This window comes from Streptomyces sp. NBC_01013, assembly GCF_045162765.1.
Taxonomy (GTDB): domain Bacteria; phylum Actinomycetota; class Actinomycetes; order Streptomycetales; family Streptomycetaceae; genus Streptomyces.
Genome location: NZ_CP108687.1, coordinates 8186691 through 8207135, shown reverse-complemented (window position 1 = coordinate 8207135; position 20445 = coordinate 8186691). Strand labels below are relative to the sequence as shown.

The 20445-nt window shown below is 66.8% G+C and carries 3 protein-coding genes and 1 pseudogene; 1 reads left to right on the top strand and 3 read right to left on the bottom strand.

The genetic code is table 11. The features are described 5' to 3' along the window. Positions 1-239: 239 nt before the first annotated feature. Together OG538_RS35555 and OG538_RS35550 are read right to left on the bottom strand one after the other, a co-directional pair. Complete coding sequence (locus OG538_RS35555) at positions 240-1529, bottom strand: MFS transporter (protein WP_406099756.1); 1290 nt, start codon at positions 1527-1529, stop codon at positions 240-242. Beyond that, positions 1526-17950, bottom strand: coding sequence for an amino acid adenylation domain-containing protein (locus OG538_RS35550; RefSeq protein WP_406099755.1), 16425 nt, complete (start codon positions 17948-17950; stop codon positions 1526-1528). The genes OG538_RS35555 and OG538_RS35550 overlap by 4 nt, the downstream gene beginning before the upstream one ends. Positions 17951-19278: 1328 nt before the next feature. On the opposite strand from OG538_RS35550, the gene OG538_RS35545 reads away from it, so the two are divergent. After that, on the top strand, positions 19279-20106 hold the full coding sequence (locus OG538_RS35545; RefSeq protein ID WP_406099753.1) for an NUDIX domain-containing protein: 828 nt from the start codon (positions 19279-19281) through the stop codon (positions 20104-20106). Between the two features lie 94 nt (positions 20107-20200). Here the strand turns inward: OG538_RS35545 and OG538_RS35540 are convergent. Then, a pseudogene (locus OG538_RS35540) lies at positions 20201-20424 on the bottom strand (hypothetical protein); the annotation flags it as partial. Positions 20425-20445 lie beyond the last annotated feature (21 nt).

Sequence of the window (20445 nt, the reverse complement as noted above, 5' to 3'; positions counted from 1 at the left end):
GCGCCGAGCGCGAGTCCGGCGAACACCGTCCAGGGAGGGCATGCCGCAGGTGACCAGAACGGGCTCTCCCGTCGCTTTCACACCGGCGTATCCCTGCAGAACACGGACACACCGACGTGATCCGGCGCTGCCAGTCGCAGGCCGCAGGCCGGCTCCCCGCCCCGGTCATTCGGTGCGGGGAGCTGGCCTGGGGCTCGGAACGGTGGGAGCGTCCAGGGCTCTCATGCCGCACACGTGCGTTACACGCCACTCTCCTCGACGGTGGGCCGGTCCTGGGCCGCGCCACCCGAAGCAGGGTGGGCGGCGGCTCTCACTGCGGGTACCAGGGCCGCGGCCAGGGCCGTCAGTGCCATGAGCGCGGCAACCGCGAGGACCGTGCGGCGGCTTCCCCAGACATCGAGCATCACTCCGCCCGCCAGCGCCCCGAGCGCGCTGGCGCCGTACGCGAATGTGCCCGCCGCTCCGACCGTACGGCCCAGCAGCTCGTCGGGGGTGATACGGATCTGGTAGACGGCGGCCACCACGTTGAACACACCGCTGACGTAGCTCATCGCCCCGCAGGCCACCGCCATCAGCAGCGGATGATGCGCGACAGCCATCAGTGGCACGAGCAAGGCCCACAGTGCGAGCCCGCCGATCAGTACGGTCCGCAGATACACGCGGGGGACCCACCACTGCGCGCTGAGGGCTCCGAGCATTCCGCCGATCCCGCCGGCCGCCATCACGACGCTGACCGCCACCGGGGAGCGGCCGTCCTCTTCGACCAGTGCGAACGGAATAACCAGCATCAGCACTTGGAAGAGCACGTTCGTACCGGCCACCAGACACACCGCGGCCCGTAGGAACCGCTGCCCGAGAAGCCACTGCACACCCTCACGCATTTCCCTGACCAGCGACCGCTTGACACGCTCCCTCCGCTCCTGGAAGTCCCGGCGGATCAGAAGCAGGGCGAGCAGCGACAGCAGTTGCCCGAGGGTGGCGAAGGCGAACGGAAGCCAGCGGGTCAGAGCGAACAGCGCCGTCCCCAGCGGCCCGCCGACAAGTCCGGCCGCCCGGGCGCGGGTCTCGTTGCGGGCAAGGGCGGCCCCCAGCTGGTGCGCTGACACCACATGGCGCACCGCACCCTGCTCCGCCAGCTGGTGGACCAGGCCCAGGCTCGTCTCCACCAGGGCCACCGCCATCAGATGCAGCAACCAGAACCGCCCGGTGGCAGCCGCGACGGCCACACTCAGCAGGGCAAGAGCCCGGCCCACCTCGCAGCCCACCATCAGCCGCTTGCGGTCCCACCGGTCGACCAGCACTCCAGCCGGCAGCTGGACCACCAGGTGCGGCAGCAGCGCGGCGAACGCCACCAGGCCGGCCGCCCGCCCCGACCCCGTGTACCAAAGCGCCAGCAGCGCATACCCGGCGGTGGCGGCCCGCGACGCGAGCACGGAGAGCCCGCTGCCGCTCCACAGCAGCCAGAAGTCCCGGTTACGGCTCAGCGACGGTGCCCGGTCCGCCGCGTTCTGGTCGGTCATGGCACTCATCGCGCACCTTCGATCCGGCGCAGCACATCGCCGAGGACCCGGCCGATGGCAGCCACCGGCGCGGCGTCCATCATCCCGCCGTGGCTGGACTCGATGCCGTATTCCTCGATCGGCCCCCCGGAGTACGGCTCCCAGGCCGTGACGTCCGGGCTGCCCGGAGGCCGCTCCAGCAGTGCGGTGAAATAGAGCAGTGCCACATCCAACCGCTCGGGTCGGTAGTCCCGCAGGATCAGGCTGGTGTTCAACGAGGTGTCCCACATGGCGCTGATCTGCTCGCGGGACATTCCCTTCATCACGCTCAGTTCCTTTCGCAGGGTACGTCCGAACTCGGAGTCGTCGCTTTCGAACCACTCGATGTCCGCCGCGTCCAGATCGAAATCGGCGACCACCTTGTGCAGCCGTTCGCGCTCCATCGCGCGGGTGGGCTTGTCCATCAGGTCGCTGGGGCAGGAGTCGAGCAGCGCGACGAGGTCCACCGGCTCACCGAGCCGGCGCAGCCGCACCGCGATCGCATGCGCCACGTTTCCGCCCACCGACCAGCCCAGCAGCCGGTACGGGCCGCGCGGTTGCACCCGGCGGATCTGCTCGACGTAGTCGTCGGCCATCTCCTCGATCGTGCGCGCCGGGCACTGCCCGTCGGCGGCGATGCCACGGGCCTGGAGCCCGTACACCGGGAACTCGTCGCCGAGGTACGGCACGAGCCGGGCGTAGCACCAGCTGAGGCCGCCCACCGGGTGTACGCAGAACAGTGGCGTGCCGGTGCCCTGCGCCCGGATCGGCAACAGGCCGTCGAGCGAGTTGTCGGCCCCGTCGTCGCGCTCGACGAGCGCGGCGAGCGCAGCCACCGTCGGTGCTTGGAACAGGCTGCGCAGATGCAGCTCCACCCCCAGCACCGCGTGCACCCGGCTCACCAGCCGCGCTGCCAGCAGCGAATGTCCGCCCAGGGTGAAGAAGTTGTCGTCCGCGCCGACCCGGTCCAGGCGGAGAACATCACAGAACAGCTCCGCCAGCGCCTTCTCGACCGGCGTGCTGGGCTCCCGGCCCTCGCCGTCGGTGTGCTGCGGTGCGGGCAGGGCCTTGCGGTCCAACTTTCCGTTGGGACTGAGCGGCAGAGCATCCAGCACCACGAACGCCCCCGGCACCATGTGCGCGGGCAGTCGCTCCTCCAGGGCCCGCCGCAGGGTGTCCGCCGTCGGCTCGGCCCCGGCATCGGGCACCACGTACCCGGTCAGCAGCTGTCGCCCCGGCACGTCCTCACGCACCACGACACCGGCCTGAGCGACCCCGTCGACGGCCGCCAGCACCGCTTGGATCTCCCCCAGCTCGACGCGGATGCCGCGCAGCTTGACCTGGTCGTCGGCGCGCCCGTGGAACTCCAGCGTGCCGTCGGCCCGCCACCGCGCGATATCGCCGGTCCGGTACATCCGGGACCCCGGACGCGATCCGTACGGGTCGGCCACAAACCTCTGCGCGGTCAGTCCCGGACTGTTCACGTAGCCGTCCGCAAGGTCGTCACCGGCGAGGTACAGCTCACCCGTGGACCCGACCGGCATCGGCTGCAGCCACTCGTCGAGTACGTAGCAGCGGGCGCCCGGGATCGGCCGCCCGATCGGGAGCCGGGCACCCTCCCGCGCGTCCGCCTCCGTGACCGGATGGAAGGTCGCGGTCATCGTCGACTCGGTGGGCCCGTACTGGTTCACGAGCCGCCAGTGCGTCCCGACAGCCGCGGCGCGCCACACATGCGAGGCTGTCAGCTCCTCGCCGCTGACGAGCCCCATCCGCAGCCACGGCGACGGTACGTCGTTCTCTCCGGCTGCGTCCCGCGCGGCGTCCGAGAGCGCGTCGAGCATGGTCGGGACCAGCGCCGGCAGCACAGTCACCCGGTGCCGGCGCAGAAGCCCCAGCAGAGCGGCCGGATCTTTCGCCTCCTCCGGCTTGGCCACCACGAGCCGTGCGCCGGCCGTCAACGGGCCGAAGATGTCCCGCACGGACGGGTCGAAGGACACCGAGGCGAGGTTCAGCACCGTGTCACCGGCGTCGAGTCCGGTCAGTTCGTGCAAGTACGCGAGGTAATGCACCACTGCGTCATGGCGGATGACGACGCCCTTCGGACGCCCCGTCGACCCAGAGGTGTAGATGACGTACGAGGGGAGCCGGGCCGCCGCGGCCGCGTCTGCCGGGGCGACCGGGTCGGTCGCCGGCCATTCGCCCGGTGCCCGCACCAGCTCACCGTCGTCCAGGAGGGCGACCGACTTCACGTCCTCCAACATGAACGCCACCCGTTCCGCCGGGTACTCGGGGTCGACCGGCAAATAGGCGGCCCCCGATTTCAGGACTCCGAGCAGCGCCACGATCAGCTCCAGCGAACGCGGCAGCGACACCGCCACGACCGTGTGGGGCCCCGCCCCGTCCGCGATGAGCCGGTGGGCGAGCCGGTTGGCCCGTGCGTTGAGCTCGGCGTAGGTGAGTTGGTCGTCGCCATGGACCAGAGCAACGTGGTCGGGGGTGGCGCCGGCCTGCCTCTCGAAGAGGTGGTGCAGGGTCTCGGGAGCCGTTTCGGGCGGGGTGCCGCCGTTCCACTCCTCCAGGAGTTGGTGCTGCTCTTCGGAGGTGAGGAGCGCGTGCTGGGAGAGCAGTTCGTCGGGCCGTTCGGCCGCCGCGTCGAGGAGGCGTAGGAGTCGTTGTCCCAGCAGGTCGACGGTGTCCTGGTCGAACAGATCGGTGGCGTACTCGATCGCACCGAGCAGGCCTCCCTCAGGCGCATTGCGCAACGTGAACGACAGGTCGAACTTCGCGTGTCCGGCGCTCACTTCGACCTGCCGGACTGTGGTGCCGTCTGCCAGATCGAGGACGGCTTCGGTGTTGTTCTGGAAGTTGAGGGCGACTTGGAAGAGGGGGTGGCGGGTGAGGGAGCGTTCGGGGTTGAGGACTTCGACGAGGTGCTCGAAGGGGATGTCCTGGTGGGTGTAGGCGTGGAGGTTGGTCTCTCGGGTGCGGTGGAGGAGGGTGCGGAAGCTGGGGTTGTCGCTGGTGTCGCTGCGTAGGACGAGGGTGTTGAGGAAGCAGCCGACGAGGTCGTTGAGTGCCTCGTCGGTGCGTCCGGCGATCGGTACGCCGATGGGAATGTCGTTTCCTGCGCCGAGCCGGGTGAGGAGCCCGGCGAGGCCGGCCTGGACAACCATGAACAGACTGGCCCCGGACTCGCGCGCGAGCGACTCGAGCCTGTTCATCAGCTCCGCATCGACATTCCAGTACGAGATTCCACCCCGGTGGCCGGCGATGGCAGGCCGTGGCCGGTCGGTGGGGAGGTTGAGTTCGGTGGGGAGGTCGGCGAGTTGGGTTTGCCAGTAGTCCAGTTGGCGGGCTGCTCTGCTGTCGGGGTTGTGTTCGTCGCCGAGCAGTTCGTGCTGCCAGAGGCTGTAGTCGGCGTACTGGACCGGGAGTGGCTGCCAACGGGGTGAGGTGCCCTGGCAACGGGCTTGGTAGGCGGTGGACAGGTCGCGGGCGAGGGGCGCGAAGGACCAGCCGTCGCCGGCGATGTGATGCAACACCAGCAGCAGTACGTGCTCGGACTCACCGATCGTGAACAGGACCGCTCGCAGGGGAAGGTCAACAGCCAGATCGAAGGCCTGCACGGCGGCAGATGCCAGCCGGTCCGTCAACTCACCCTCGGACAGGGTCACCCGCTCCATCACCGTCACGGCCTCGGCGCCCTGCAGCACCTTCTGTTCGGGTTCGCCGTCGTGCTCGTCGAAGACGGTGCACAGGCTTTCGTGGCGGGTGGTGAGGTCGTTCAGTGCGGCTTCGAGTGCGTCGGCATCAAGGTCGCCATGCAGACGCACGGCGAGCGGCATGTGGTACGTGGGGCTGCCGCCCTCCAACTGGTTCAGGAACCAGAGGCGGCGTTGGGCGTGGGAGAGCGGGGTGTGCTCGGGACGGTCGCGATGCGCGACGAGGGGCGGGCGTTGGTCGCCAGCGTCCTGCATCCGCTCACCGAGCAGCGCCACGGTGGGTGCTTCGAAGACGGCACGGAGAGGGAGTTCGGTGCCGAGCGTGGTGCGGATTCGGCTGGTCAGACGAGTGGCGAGAAGGGAGTGACCGCCGAGCGTGAAGAAGTTGTCGTCGATGCCGACCGGGGTGTCGATGCCGAGCACTTCGGCGAACAGTGCGGCCAGGGATTCCTCCCGGGCATTGCGAGGCGGGCGGGAGGTGACACTGCCCCGGCGCTCCGGTATCGGCAGAGCCTTTCGGTCGAGTTTGCCGTTGGGGGTGAGCGGCAGTGTCTCCAGCTGGACGTAAGTGGTGGGGACCATGTGGTCCGGGAGCCGGTCATGCAGCACGGCGAAGTCGGGAGCAGTGTCGGCTTCGGCAACGTAGTAGGCGATGAGCCGGCCATCGTGAACAAGAACAGTGGCCTGACTGACACCCGAAAGTGTGGCCAGAGCGGTCTGGATCTCACCCAACTCGACGCGCTGGCCACGGATCTTGACCTGGTTGTCACTCCGTCCGAGATACCGGAGATTTCCCTCGGGCGTCCAGGCCGCAACATCACCGGTGGCATACATCCGCGTACCGGCAACGCCATAGGGATCGGGCATGAAGGCGTCGGCGGTGAGATCGGGACGGTGGGCGTAACCGCGGGCGAGTTGAACGCCGGCAAGGTAGAGATCACCGGGCGTACCGACCGGCACGGGCTGCAGATCACCATCGAGGACATACACGCGGGTGTTCCACACAGGACCACCGATCGTGACATCCACGCCCGGGTGACACCGCGTGAACGTGACATCGATAGATGCCTCGGTGGGCCCGTAGAGGTTGTGCAGTTCCACATCGGCCAAGGTCCGGAAGAACGTGTCACGAGTCTCCGGCGGCAGGGCCTCACCGGAGCAGATCACACGACGCAGAGCCGAATCACACCTCTGGGCATCGGGCTCATCGAGAAAGACCTGCAGCATGGACGGCACGAAATGCGTGGTCGTCACCTGCTCCTGGCTGATCAGCCGGGCCAGGTAGGCGGGATCCTTGTGACCCTCAGGTTCGGCAATGACCAACGTGGCGCCCTGGGACAACGTGCCGAACAACTCCCACACCGACACATCGAAACCGACCGGAGTCTTGTGCAACACCCGGTCGCCCGAACCCAGCCCATACTCAGCACGCATCCACTCCAACCGGTTCACCACACCGGCATGCGCAACAACCACACCCTTGGGACGCCCCGTCGAACCAGACGTATAAATGACATACGCCGCACACCCCGGATCCACACCAACCAGCGGATTATCCTCCGGCTGACCGATCATGAGTGTGCTCAGGACCTGTTCGTCGACAACACAGGCCACGCGCGCGTTGTCGAGCATGTACTGCCGCCGCTCCGCGGGATAACCCAGATCAACGGGCAGATAGGCCGCACCCGCCTTCAGCACACCCAACAACGCGACAACCATCCGATCCGAACGAGACAGCGCAACCCCCACCACCGACTCCGGACCCACACCCCGAGCAATCAACCCATGCGCAACCCGATTCGCCCGCGCATTCAACTCCCCATAACTCAGCCGCAGTCCCTGGAACACAACGGCACAAGCATCCGGTGTCGCGCCGACCCGCTCCTCGAAGAGCTCATGCAACGTGCCCGGCCCGGCGACCTCCACACCCGTGTCGTTCCACTCCTCCAGAAGCCGCCGTCGCTTTGCCCCGTCCAAAACACCCACACGGTGAAGATGGGCGTCAGGGTCGCCTTCGAGCGCTTCGACCAGTTGCTCGGCGGCGGTGCTCACTTGTTCGCACATGGCCTGCGAATCGATCGAAGTGACCGTCTGGGCGGTGATCGTGAACGCGTCGCCGGAGTCGTCCACCGAAATGGTGACCGGGTAGTTGGTGCGCTCATGGCTCTGCAACACCTCGATGCCCTCCAACGCCGTACCCGCGCCGGATGTCTCAAGGCTGGTGCTGTGCCGGTAATTCAGCAGCGAGGTGAACAAGGGCGTCCGGGCCGGCACACCACTGACCTGTTGCGCCAGGGACAGCGGGGCGTGTTCGTGGACGACAAGCGCGCCCAGCTGGTCCCGCATGCCGGAAACGGCTTCGGCGACGGTGACCGAACCGCTGCGCATCCGTACCGGCAGAGTGTTGATGAACAGGCCGGGTACGCGGTCCGAGCCGGCTCCGGCTTGCATGCGGCCGAACAGAACGGTGCCGAAGACGACATCGTCCCGTCCGGACGTCGCAGCCGTCACACGGCTCCATATGACGTGGAACAACGTGGCCGGGCTGACACCGTGACGCCGAGCCTGCTCGCGCAGGCGGCCGGCGAGGGTGGCGTCGAGCGGCACCGATGCCTCGGCGATGTCGGAGCCGTCGCCATGGATTTCAACCACACCGTACGGGGCGGTCGGCTCGGTCACGTCACCCAGGAGGGCGGTGAAGTACGCCTGGTGTTCCTCCTGCGACATGCCCAGTCGCGCCTGGGCGACCACGTCACGAAACGGCAGCGGTGCCGGAAGTTCGTGCTCCCGAGAGTCGAGAACCGCGCGCACCTCGTCCAGCACCACGGCGAGTGCGGTGTGGTCCTGGATCAGGTGGTGGATCTGAAGGAGGGCGTACAGCTGCTGACCCTCGTCCGATTCAGTGACGTGCAGGCGTACCAGGGGGGCCTCACGTAGGTCCATCACGGACGGACAGGCCGTCAACAACCAGTCTGACAGGACGCCACCGGCAGTCTCTGCATGTACGGCGTCTTCACGTTCCGGCCGAATGGTGGTGACGGGGACTTCGGCGTGGCGCAGCACGACCTGGACGGGTTCTCTGAGTCCTTCCCAGAGGACGGCGGTGCGCAGGATGTCGTGCCGGTCGACGACCCTCTGCAAGGCCGAGCGGAAGCGCTCGAACCGGTCCAGGGAGTCGAAGCGCAGCACTACCGGCAACACATAGACGTCGTCTCCACGGTCGGCTGCCATGAGGTGATGGAAGAGGATGCCTTCCTGGAGGGGGGCCAGCGGGTAGACGTCCGCGATGTTGGAGACTCCGCCCGGCACCTGCGCGAGCATCGCCGCTACTTCCTCCCTGCTCAGGTCGACGAGCGGCAGCATGTCGGGAGTGATCGTCAGTGCGTCAGCCGGGATGAGATTGGGGGGCACCGTGACTTCCGACCGGCCGGTCGCTGTGGCCAGACCGGCCACAGTCGGGGTGGAGAACAGGGTCCGGACGTCGATGGACACTCCGCGTTCGCGCAGTCGCTCCACCAGGGAGACTGCGAGGAGGGAGTGGCCGCCGAGGGTGAAGAAGTTGTCGTCGATGCCGACCGGGGTGTTGATGCCGAGCACTTGGGCGAACAGCGCGGTGAGGGTTTCCTCCCGGGCATTGCGGGGCGGGCGGAAGGTGACGCTGCTCCGCTGCTCGGGTATCGGCAGGGCTTTTCGGTCGAGCTTGCCGTTGGGGGTGAGCGGCAGGACGTCGAGCTGGACGTAAGTGGTGGGGACCATGTGGTCCGGGAGCCGGTCACGCAGTACGGCGAAGTCGGGAGCAGTGCCGGCTTCGGAGACGTAGTAGGCGATGAGCCGGTCATTGTGGACGAGGACGGTGGCCTGGCTGATGCCGGCGAGTGCGGCCAGAGCGGTCTGGATCTCGCCCAACTCGACGCGCTGGCCTCGGATCTTGACCTGGTTGTCACTCCGTCCGAGATACCGGAGATTTCCGTCGGGGGTCCATGCCGCAACATCACCGGTGGCATACATGCGCGTACCGGCAATGCCATGTGGATCAGGTATGAAGGCGTCGGCGGTGAGATCGGGACGGTGGGCGTAACCGCGGGCGAGTTGAACGCCGGCGAGGTAGAGGTCACCGGGCGTACCGACCGGCACGGGCTGCAGATCACCATCGAGGACATACACGCGGGTGTTCCACACAGGACGACCGATCGTGACATCCACACCGGGGTGGCAGGGAGTGTGGGTGACCTCGATGGAGGCCTCGGTGGGCCCGTAGAGGTTGTGCAGTTCCACATCGGCCAAGGTCCGGAAGAACGTGTCACGGGTCTCGGGAGACAACGCCTCGCCGGAGCAGAGCACACGACGTAGGGAACAGCGGGTGTCGGTGTCGAGTTCGTTCAGGAAGACCTGGAGCATGGACGGCACGAAGTGCGTGGTCGTCACCTGCTCCCGGCTGATCAGCCGGGCCAGGTAGGCGGGGTCCTTGTGACCCTCAGGTTCGGCAATGACCAACGTGGCGCCCTGGGACAACGTGCCGAACAATTCCCACACCGACACATCGAAACCGACCGGAGTCTTGTGCAACACCCGGTCGCCCGAACCCAGCCCATACTCAGCACGCATCCACTCCAACCGGTTCACCACACCGGCATGCGCAACAACCACACCCTTGGGACGCCCCGTCGAACCAGACGTATAAATGACATACGCCGCACACCCCGGATCCACACCAACCAGCGGATTATCCTCCGGCTGACCGATCATGAGTGTGCTCAGGACGTGTTCGTCGACAACACAGGCCACGCGCGCGTTGTCGAGCATGTACTGCCGCCGCTCCGCGGGATAACCCAGATCAACGGGCAGATAGGCCGCACCCGCCTTCAGCACACCCAACAACGCGACAACCATCCGATCCGAACGAGACAGCGCAACCCCCACCACCGACTCCGGACCCACACCCCGAGCAATCAACCCATGCGCAACCCGATTCGCCCGCGCATTCAACTCCCCATAACTCAGCCGCAGTCCCTGGAACACAACGGCACAAGCATCCGGTGTCGCGCCGACCCGCTCCTCGAAGAGCTCATGCAACGTGCCCGGCCCGGCGACCTCCACACCCGTGTCGTTCCACTCCTCCAGAAGCTGGTGGTGCTCTTCGGTGGTGAGGAGTGGGTGCTGGGAGAGCGGTTCGTCGGGTCGCTCGGCAGCGGCCTCAAGGAGGCGTACGAGCCGCTGGCCGAACAGGTCGGCAGTTGCCTGGTCGAACAGGTCGCGGTTGTACTCGATCGTTCCGTCAATTGATCCGTCGGCCGCGTTCCGGATGGTGAAGGACAAGTCGAACTTGGCCGTGAGGCCCGGCACCGGCTCGGTTGCCGTGGCGATGTGCGGGAGCTCGAGGACGGCTTCGGTGTTGTTCTGGAAGTTGAGGGCGACTTGGAAGAGGGGGTGGCGGGTGAGGGAGCGTTCGGGGTTGAGGACTTCGACGAGGTGCTCGAAGGGGATGTCCTGGTGGGTGTAGGCGTGGAGGTTGGTCTCTCGGGTGCGGTGGAGGAGGGTGCGGAAGCTGGGGTTGTCGCTGGTGTCGTTGCGTAGGACGAGGGTGTTGAGGAAGCAGCCGACGAGGTCGTTGAGTGCCTCGTCGGTGCGTCCGGCGATCGGTACGCCGATGGGAATGTCGTTTCCTGCGCCGAGCCGGGTGAGGAGCCCGGCGAGGCCGGCCTGGACAACCATGAACAGACTGGCCCCGGACTCGCGGATGAGCGGGTCCAGCATTCCGAGCAAGTCCACTCCGACCTGCCAGCGGGAGACGCCTTCTGCGCGGGTGGTAATGGCGGTGCGAGGTCGGTCGGTGGGGAGGTTGAGTTCGGTGGGGAGGTCGGCGAGTTGGGTCTGCCAGTAGTCCAGTTGGCGGGCTGCTCTGCTGTCGGGGTCGTGTTCATCCCCGAGCAGTTCGTGCTGCCAGAGGCTGTAGTCGGCGTACTGGACCGGGAGTGGCTGCCAACGGGGTGAGCCGCCCTGGCAACGGGCTTGGTAGGCGGTGGACAGGTCGCGGGCGAGGGGCGCGAAGGACCAGCCGTCGCCGGCGATGTGATGCAACACCAACAGCAGTACGTGCTCGGACTCACCGATCGCGAACAGGACCGCTCGCAGGGGAAGCTCAGCAGCCAGATCGAAGGGGCGGTGACCGTACTCCATGATGAGCCGATCCAGAGCAGACCCGTCTGCCGCCACCATCTCGAGTACGTTCCGGCCGGCATCGTGTTCCCTGATCACCTGGACGGGCTCGCCGCCGTGTTCCTGAACGACGGTGCGCAGGCTTTCGTGGCGCTCGACGACGTCACCCAGGGCAGCCGAAAGGGCCTCCGCATCAAGCGGCCCGGTAAGCCGAAGCACGGCAGGCATCGTGTACGCAGAGCCGGACTGGTCCATTTTGTTGAGGAACCAGAGGCGGCGTTGGGCGTGGGAGAGCGGGGTGTGCTCGGGACGGTCGCGATGCGCGACGAGGGGCGGGCGTTGGTCGCCAGCGTCCTGCATCCGCTCACCGAGCAGCGCCACGGTGGGTGCTTCGAAGACGGCACGGAGAGGGAGTTCGGTGCCGAGCGTGGTGCGGATTCGGCTGGTCAGACGAGTGGCGAGAAGGGAGTGACCGCCGAGCGTGAAGAAGTTGTCGTCGATGCCGACCGGGGTGTCGATGCCGAGCACTTCGGCGAACAGTGCGGCCAGGGATTCCTCCCGGGCATTGCGAGGCGGGCGGGAGGTGACACTGCCCCGGCGCTCCGGTATCGGCAGAGCCTTTCGGTCGAGTTTGCCGTTGGGGGTGAGCGGAAAGGCGTCGAGCTCGATGAAGGTGGTGGGGACCATGTGGTCCGGGAGCCGGTCACGCAGCACGGCGAAGTCGGGAGCAGTGCCGGCTTCGGCAACGTAGTAGGCGATGAGCCGGTCATCGTGAACAAGAACAGTGGCCTGACTGACACCCGAAAGTGTGGCCAGAGCGGTCTGGATCTCACCCAACTCGACGCGCTGGCCACGGATCTTGACCTGGTTGTCACTACGTCCGAGATACCGGAGATTTCCCTCGGGCGTCCAGGCCGCAACATCACCGGTGGCATACATGCGCGTACCGGCAACGCCATAGGGATCGGGCATGAAGGCGTCGGCGGTGAGATCGGGACGGTGGGCGTAACCGCGGGCGAGTTGAACGCCGGCAAGGTAGAGATCACCGGGCGTACCGACCGGCACGGGCTGCAGATCACCATCGAGGACATACACGCGGGTGTTCCACACAGGACCACCGATCGTGACATCCACGCCCGGGTGACACCGCGTGAACGTGACATCGATAGATGCCTCGGTGGGCCCGTAGAGGTTGTGCAACTCGGTGCGTCCCAGGGTCCGGAAGAAGGCGTCACGAGTCTCCGGCGGCAGTGCCTCACCGGAGCAGATCACCCGACGCAGAGTCGAATCACACCTCTTGACATCGGGCTCATCGAGAAAAACCTGCAACATCGACGGCACGAAATGCGTGGTCGTCACCTGCTCCTGGCTGATCAGCCGGGCCAGGTAGGCGGGATCCTTGTGACCCTCGGGTTCGGCAATGACCAACGTGGCGCCCTGGGACAACGTGCCGAACAATTCCCACACCGACACATCGAAACCGATCGGAGTCTTGTGCAACACCCGGTCGCCCGAACCCAGCCCATACTCAGCACGCATCCACTCCAACCGGTTCACCACACCGGCATGCGCAACAACCACACCCTTGGGACGCCCCGTCGAACCCGACGTATAAATGACATACGCCGCGCACCCCGGATCCACACCAACCAGCGGATTATCCTCCGGCTGACCCTCCGCGATCTGGGCAATATTGCTCTCATCCACGACACAGGCCACGCGCGCGTTGTCGAGCATGTACTGCCGCCGCTCCGCGGGATAATCCAGATCAACAGGCAGATAGGCCGCACCCGCCTTCAGCACACCCAACAACGCGACAACCATCCGATCCGAACGAGGCAGCGCAACCCCCACCACCGACTCCGGACCCACACCCCGAGCAATCAACCCATGCGCAACCCGATTCGCCCGCGCATTCAACTCCCCATAACTCAGGCGCTCAGCACCGAACACCAACGCCGTACGCTCAGGCGCGACAGCCACGCGAGACTCGACCAAGCCATGGACAGTCCCCGGAGCCACCTCGACTGCGGTGTCATTCCACTCCCCCAGAAGCCGGCGCCGTTCCTCGTCCGCCAGGATCTGGTACTCGGCGAGCGGACGGTCCGGATCGGCGGCGACAGCCGTGAGGAACCGCGCAAACCGCTCCGTCATGCCCTGCACGGTCGCGCGAGCGAACAGATCGGTGGCGAAGTCGACCGTTCCGTACAGCTCACCATCGTCTGCCGTGACCACGTGGAACGCCAGGTCGAACTTGGCCGCACCGACCGACACCGCCTCGGCTCTCGCCTCCGTACCAGGCAGCACGAATGCGGAACTCAACCAAGATTCCTCGAAGTTGAGCAGTACCTGGAAAAGCGGGTGCCGCCCCGGTGACCGTTCGGGGTTGAGGACTTCGACGAGGTGCTCGAAGGGGATGTCCTGGTGGGTGTAGGCGTGGAGGTTGGTCTCTCGGGTGCGGTGGAGGAGGGTGCGGAAGCTGGGGTTGTCGCTGGTGTCGTTGCGTAGGACGAGGGTGTTGAGGAAGCAGCCGACGAGGTCGTTGAGTGCCTCGTCGGTGCGTCCGGCGATCGGTACGCCGATGGGAATGTCGTTTCCTGCGCCGAGCCGGGTGAGGAGCCCGGCGAGGGCGGACTGGACGACCATGAACAGACTGGCCCCGGACTCGCGCGCGAGCCTCTCCAGTCCTTGGCGTACGGAAGCGGGGAGCTGCCACGCCACGCTGTCGCCCAGGTGACCAGGGCGGCGCGGACGCGACCCCTCGCGGGGCAGTGCCAACTCGGCTGGAAGGTCGGCGAGTTGATTGCTCCAGTAGTCCAGTTGGCGGGCTGCTCTGCTGTCGGGGTCGTGTTCATCGCCGAGCAGTTCGTGCTGCCAGAGGCTGTAGTCGGCGTACTGGACCGGGAGTGGCTGCCAACGGGGTGAGGTGCCCTGGCAACGGGCTTGGTAGGCGGTGGACAGGTCGCGGGCGAGGGGCGCGAAGGACCAGCCGTCGCCGGCGATGTGATGCAACACCAGCAGCAGTACGTGCTCGGACTCACCGATCGTGAACAGGACCGCTCGCAGGGGAAGGTCAACAGCCAGATCGAAGGCCTGCACGGCGGCAGATGCCAGCCGGTCCGTCAACTCACCCTCGGACAGGGTCACCCGCTCCATCACCGTCACGGCCTCGGCGCCCTGCAGCACCTTCTGTTCGGGTTCGCCGTCGTGCTCGTCGAAGACGGTGCACAGGCTTTCGTGGCGGGTGGTGAGGTCGTTCAGTGCGGCTTCGAGTGCGTCGGCATCAAGGTCGCCATGCAGACGCACGGCGAGCGGCATGTGGTACGTGGGGCTGCCGCCCTCCAACTGGTTCAGGAACCAGAGGCGGCGTTGGGCGTGGGAGAGCGGGGTGTGCTCGGGACGGTCGCGATGCGCGACGAGGGGCGGGCGGTGGTCGCCAGCGTCCTGCATCCGCTCACCGAGCAGCGCCACGGTGGGTGCTTCGAAGACGGCACGGAGAGGGAGTTCGGTGCCGAGCGTGGTGCGGATTCGGCTGGTCAGACGAGTGGCGAGAAGGGAGTGACCGCCGAGCGTGAAGAAGTTGTCGTCGATGCCGACCGGGGTGTCGATGCCGAGCACTTCGGCGAACAGTGCGGCCAGGGATTCCTCCCGGGCATTGCGAGGCGGGCGGGAGGTGACACTGCCCCGGCGCTCCGGTATCGGCAGAGCCTTTCGGTCGAGTTTGCCGTTGGGGGTGAGCGGAAAGGCGTCGAGCTCGATGAAGGTGGTGGGGACCATGTGGTCCGGGAGCCGGTCACGCAGCACGGCGAAGTCGGGAGCAGTGCCGGCTTCGGCAACGTAGTAGGCGATGAGCCGGCCATCGTGAACAAGAACAGTGGCCTGACTGACACCCGAAAGTGTGGCCAGAGCGGTCTGGATCTCACCCAACTCGACGCGCTGGCCACGGATCTTGACCTGGTTGTCACTCCGTCCGAGATACCGGAGATTTCCCTCGGGCGTCCAGGCCGCAACATCACCGGTGGCATACATGCGCGTACCGGCAACGCCATAGGGATCGGGCATGAAGGCGTCGGCGGTGAGATCGGGACGGTGGGCGTAACCGCGGGCGAGTTGAACGCCGGCAAGGTAGAGATCACCGGGCGTACCGACCGGCACGGGCTGCAGATCACCATCGAGGACATACACGCGGGTGTTCCACACAGGACCACCGATCGTGACATCCACGCCCGGGTGACACCGCGTGAACGTGACATCGATAGATGCCTCGGTGGGCCCGTAGAGGTTGTGCAACTCGGTGCGTCCCAGGGTCCGGAAGAAGGCGTCACGAGTCTCCGGCGGCAGTGCCTCACCGGAGCAGATCACACGACGCAGAGCCGAATCACACCTCTTGACATCGGGCTCATCGAGAAAGACCTGCAGCATCGACGGCACGAAATGTGCAGTAGTGACACCCTGTTGGGTAATGAGGTCCCGGAGATAGACGGGATCCTTGTGACCCTCGGGTTCGGCAATGACCAACGTGGCGCCCTGGGACAACGTGCCGAACAATTCCCACACCGACACATCGAAACCGATCGGAGTCTTGTGCAACACCCGGTCGCCCGAACCCAGCCCATACTCAGCACGCATCCACTCCAACCGGTTCACCACACCGGCATGCGCAACAACCACACCCTTGGGACGCCCCGTCGAACCAGACGTATAAATGACATACGCCGCACACCCCGGATCCACACCAACCAGCGGATTATCCTCCGGCTGACCCTCCGCGATCTGGGCAATATTGCTCTCATCAACGACACAGGCCACGCGCGCATTGTCGAGCATGTACTGCCGCCGCTCCGCGGGATAACCCAGATCAACAGGCAAATAGGCCGCACCCGCCTTCAGCACGCCCAACACCGCGACAACCATCCGATCCGAACGAGGCAGCGCAACCCCCACCACCGACTCCGGACCCACACCCCGAGCAATCAACCCATGCGCAACCCGATTCGCCCGCGCATTCAACTCCCCATAACTCAGCCGCTCAGCACCGAACACCAACGCCGTACGCTCAGGCGCGACAGCCACGCGAGACTCGACCAAGCCATGGACAGTCCCCGGAGCCACCTCGACTGCGGTGTCATTCCACTCCCCCAGAAGGCGTTCACGTTCCCCCGGCAACAGGAGGGGGAGGTCAGCGATCTCGGTATCGGGATGGTCGGCGAATGCGGCGAGGAACGCTGCGAAACGGCGCTGATGGGCGCCGAGTTCGGCATCGTTGTACCGGCCGGGGTTGGCGACGAGCTGAAGCTGGAGGCCACCCTCGCCGGGCACTGGGTAGACCGAGAACTCCACGTCCTCGACGTTGCCCGAGGGGAGACGGTGCACCGTGCCGGGGCTGTCCGCGAACGAGACGTCGAGGTCGAAGCCCAGGACGTTCACCACCGGGCCGAACTGCCGGTTGGCTCCTGACCCGCCGGCTCCAGCGGCGTGGGATTCCCCCCGAAGGTCGTGCAGTACCTCTTCGTACCGGTACTGCTGGTGACGCAGCGTCTGGCGGGTCTCGTCCAGGGTCTGGCGGATGAGGGAGCGGACAGTCACGGCCCGACCCACGTCGACGCGCAGGGGGAGGACGTTGGCCGTCATGCCGGGAGCCCGCTTCTCCATGGCTGTGGTGCGGTTGGCGACGGGCAGACTGAGCAGGATCTCCTCCTGCCCCGTCATCCGGTGCAGATAGGCGACAACGGCGGCGATGAGGCCGGTCGCCCAGTTGGTGCGGGCCAGACGAGCCGTGGCGGTGAGCCGTTCCAGAGTGCCCGGCGCAACGCTGCCCGCACAGCACAGCGGCTCGGCCCCGGCCGTCCGTACCGCGCGCTCGCCGAGGCTGAGAGTGGTGGGATCGGGCAGGCCGAGGAGCCGCTCGGCCCAGTGGGCCCGGTCGACGGTGTACCGCTCGGACGCCCGGTACGCGGCTTGGGCGGAGTGCAGCTCGGCGAGGCCGGGCAGTGCGCCTTCGGTGGTGTCACGGCCCTCGCACAGGGCTGTGTAAATCTCGGCGATCCGCCGCAGAACGAGGGCGTTGCTGTGTCCGTCAAGGGTGAGGTGATGGGCGCGCTGATAGAAGAAGTGACGCTCTGCCGAGAGGGAAATCAGAGCGAAGGTGAACAGCGGATCTCGGGTGACGTCCATGCTGCGATGGAGGTCGGCGTGCATCCAGGCGTGGGCCTCGTCCTCGTCCGCCGCTTCGATCAGGGTCAGCGTCCAGTCGTCCTCCGGACCCCCGACCTCCTGGTACGGCCCACTCTCTTCGGTGCCGGCAGCGAACCGCACCCGGAGGGCCTCGGTCTCCGCCACACCCAGGCTCGCGGCCGCTCGGAAGTCCCGGAGATCCAGCGGGCCTCGTATGTCGGTGTAGAGACCTACGTTGTACTGCTCCGCTGCGGTGCCCAGTTGCAGATCGAACCAGATCCCGGACTGGCCGAGCAGCAGCGGGAGACGCCGTGCCGTGCCAGCTGCAGTCGTTGCGGTCGCGAGGTCGGTGCTGGACATCTGTCACTCCGTCTGGGAACGAGGTTCTGGGAAGGCGGACATGTCGGCACGGCCGACCGCGAGCGTGCCGGGGCCGGAATGAGGGGGTCAGGCGTGGCAGGGCCGAGCCGCGGGAGTCAGGGAAGAGGCCGGCGACACGGCCCGCCGGCCGCCGTACTCAGCCGGCGCCGGGAGTTCGGCCACACCGCGGCCGGATGGCTGCTCGGTGCCGTCCCAGGACCGCCCACGTGTCGAGCAGCGCAGCTTCACTGGGGCCTTGCGGGTTTCCGGCGCGGGACCGTCCGTCCCGGGCGCCGTACGGCAGCGGCTCCGCGCTCCTCCCACAGCGGCGCGTCCGTGCACTCGTGGCGGGGGCGGCACGCCGACGCGGCCGCGTCTGTCGCCGTCATGGCGAAGCGGTGGAGCACGGATCCTCCAAAGGCGAGCGGTCATGCAAAGGCGAGCGGTCATGAGGGACAAGCACCCGCCACGGTTCAGGACCGGCCTATATCCCACCTCTATGGCAGCTCCCGCTGCCCGCGCGCGCCCGAGGTGGCAACGCGGATGAGCGTGTTCAGAACGGGGTGTACGAGCCTCACCGGCCGAAGGAGCGTGTGACTGCCCACCGCTCCCGAGGGAAGAGACCGGTCGAAAGCCAAGCGGTCCGGATGGGGATCCTCGGCGGGGGTTCGCCGGATTGTTGGCGCCTGCGCCCTGCGGCGGCGGTCACCGGTCGCGGTGACGGTGATCGACCGCCGCGCCCACCGCGCCGTCCAACCGCTGCTCTCCAGTGCGCCTCCGGGATTTTGCCCGAGGCGGATCGCACGACCGCTCCGCACGGTCGTGCGCCTTCGCCAACGCCGTTCTGTTCGACTTTCCTGCCCCGACGCGTCTCCACTCGATCAACAGCCGGAGGAGTAGCCTGTTCCTCCTCACTCGAAGGCAGAAAGCCTCACGCTCGCCGACGCCGATCAACACTGCCTCGAACAATGCCCCTGCGGAAAAGCGACACCACCTTCAAGGAACACGAACACAGCCTCTGTGGAAGCGAAAGGCAGCGTGCCCGGCTTCGCCGTCCGAGTCCTGGTCAACCTCTCGTACGCCTGGGCGCATAGGCGAACCTCTACGTCGCGTTCAGGGTCAGCTATGGCCGTGAACTCCCCCGTCCGAAGCAGACCGCTTCGTCATCGCGACAAGGCCGCCTCCCGGCTCCTCCTCCCAGCGGCCCGCACTCCCCGCAACAAAGCAGCCGCAAGCGTCAATGGGAGGCACTCGTGTCTGACGACACCCAGCCAGCAACCTCGGCCATCCCCGGCCCGGCAAAAGGGGGTGAACGGCGCGAGCACCACATGCGCTTGAGCCCGAAGTGCTACCGCCAAGTGGAGGCCGGCCGCAAGTCGATCGAGGTGGGGGTGGCCACCCCACAACAGCGTGCAGTCGCGGCAGGCGATGCCGTCGTCTTCCACGACCGGGGCAGCAACCGGGAACTCGACGTCATCGTGCAGCGGATCACTCCCTACACCTCCTTCGAGGAGCTGCTCAGTTCGGAGGATTTCGCGCGCATCGACCCGGACGGTCCACGCCGGGAAGCACTCGCCGAGCTCCGGGGCATCCATCCGCCCGCCGAGGAAGCTCTCGGCGTTCTCGCCTTCGAGTTCGACCACCGCCCGGCCCGACCCGGCCGCCCCATGCCGATGACGCCATCGCAGTACGCACAGACCGTCTCCCACCACACGGTGTACGGCTGTCTCTACGTCCGTGACGAACACGACCGACCGGTACAGCTGCGCTCGGTCTACGGCTCGCGGCTCTGGCAGTTCCCCGGCGGCGACCTCGACGCCCAAGGGGAGGACCCCCTCCAGACCGCCCGGCGCGAAGCGGTCGAAGAAACCGGCCTCGAACTCGGCCTGGAGACGCCAAGACTCCTCCTGACCCACTTCCTGCACTCCGGCCCCCACATGCCCCTGAACAAGGTGGGTCTCATCTTCGACGGCGGCCGGCTGACTGCAGACCAGCTGCGCCAGATCCGCCTCGATCCCTCCGAGCACGATATGTGGGCCGTCCACGACATGACCGACTGGCAGGAGTTGATGGCGCCCCGTGCCTTCGTTCGCCTTGACGCCACCGAACGAGCCAGGCTGGGCAAGGGACCCGCCTACCTCACCACGCACACCTGATCTACGGTGCGACCACCCAGGAGACACGCCGCCCCTCAACGATGCTCGTGGGTCCGGCGATCAGAACCTGCGGAGCGACCTGCGGTTGAGGTCGTCAGTTTCCACGCGGGGAGCACATGATCACGGTCATTCCTGCGAGGCAGACGAGGGCTCCGATGACGTCGAAGCGCTCGGGGAGGTATCCGTCGGGGATCATGCCCCCGGCGATCGAACCGGCGACAAGAGTTCCGCCGTATGCAGCCAGGACGCGCCCGACGTTTTCATCGCTCCAGAAGTTCGTGATGGCGGTGAGAGGCGGAGGGCGATCACTCCGACGCCGGTCCCCATCCCTCTCTTGTG